Genomic DNA, 1429 nt, shown 5'->3' with positions numbered 1-1429 from the left:
CGCCCAGCCCGGCGTTGTAGACGGGCGAGAACCACATGGAGGCGCTCACACCGTAGACGCCGTGCACCTCGCAGAGGAGCGCGACGTACTCCCCCAGGTTCTGCCCCCAGAGTCCCGCGAGGGCCGCCGGGGACTGGAAGGTATGGCTGATGGCGATGCGGTTGAGCGCATTGCCGTCCACGGCCGACGCGTACTTGCGGTCCGGCAGGACGATGTAGCGCGTCCCCCGGTACGTGGCGCTGACGCTGCTGTAGTAGTCCACCTTGAGGTAGCGGAGCGCGTCCAGGTTGTCGTCGATGCTCGCGGGCTGAACGAAGAAGTGGTGCACCAGCCAGGAGTGGGTGAAGGGCGTCGTGTAGCGGAAGTAGTCCGTGCACTGGACATCCAGCCTGTCGATGAGCGGTGCACCTCCGCGCACGCCTGTGTTGTTGCTGCCCCGGTAGTGGACGCGCCCCGCTGCCGAAGTGCCGTCCAGCGCCTGGTTCGCTCTGAAAAAGGGCGTGTCCAGGAGGTAGCTGCCGATTTGGACGTTGCCGCCGGCCGCCTTGAAGGCGGTGCCCACGTTGTCCAGCTTCGCTCCGGCCACGGGCACGCCGTTGCCATCCTCCGCGTAGTTGGACGTCTGGAGGGTGTTGGCTACCAGCAGGTCGAACGTCACCATCTTCCGCATGGAGACGGCGTCCAGGTACACCGCCTTCCCGGCGTCGGAATTGGCGGCGTTGATTTCGAAGTACAGCTGGACGCCGGTGCACCCCGCCGGGCAGGTGCCCTTCACCTTCACGCGCTGGTACGCGGTGGTGAGCGTGACGAAGGTGCTCGCGGCCTGGCCGCCATAGGCACCGCTGGCATCCTCCCAAAGGAGAATCAGGTTGGCGCCTGCCTGGACGAGCGCGGCGGAGGACTTCACCCAGGCCTCCGCGTAGAAGGAATCCCCTGCGGTGCATTTGATGCGACCGCCCGGTGCGGTGCTGTGGAAGCCGCCGATGAAGTTGAGCCCCGTGAAGCCGCCACCGCTGGGCACCACCAGCTTGCGGCACCGGCGTCCCTCCTTCGCGTTGACGGGCTCCTCCACCAACGCGTCGCCCTCGGGGGACTTCCCCTGCGCGTCCGCCTCCGAGTACCCGTTGGGCACCAGGTTGTCCGTGGGCGGCAGCAGCAGGTGGGTGAAGCTGATGGCCGCTGACGCCACCGCGGCGCTGGTGACGGAGCTGGCTGACATGTGCCTGGCGTAGACGCTGCCGGTGGGGACGTTGGAGAGGTCCGCCACTGCCATGGTGACGGTGTCCGGGTCGGCCACCACGCCACCGCCGAGGACGCGCCAACTGCTCTGGCTGCCGTTGGTGTAGAGGGCCTGGACAGCGCACTGCACCTCCGTCTGCAGCGTCAGCTTCAGCGGCGCCACCCACCGCCGCTCCGAGGGTCCGAACTT

Annotated in this window: 1 pseudogene; it reads right to left on the bottom strand. The window is 67.7% G+C overall.

What is annotated here, in order from left to right:
- Positions 1-1402, bottom strand: a pseudogene (locus D7Y15_RS43455) (hypothetical protein); the annotation flags it as partial.
- Between the last annotated feature and the right edge of the window lie 27 nt (positions 1403-1429).

Source organism: Corallococcus sp. AB030 (genome assembly GCF_003668965.1).
GTDB classification, from domain to species: domain Bacteria; phylum Myxococcota; class Myxococcia; order Myxococcales; family Myxococcaceae; genus Corallococcus; species Corallococcus exiguus.
This window is presented reverse-complemented; position numbering and strand designations above follow the sequence as displayed.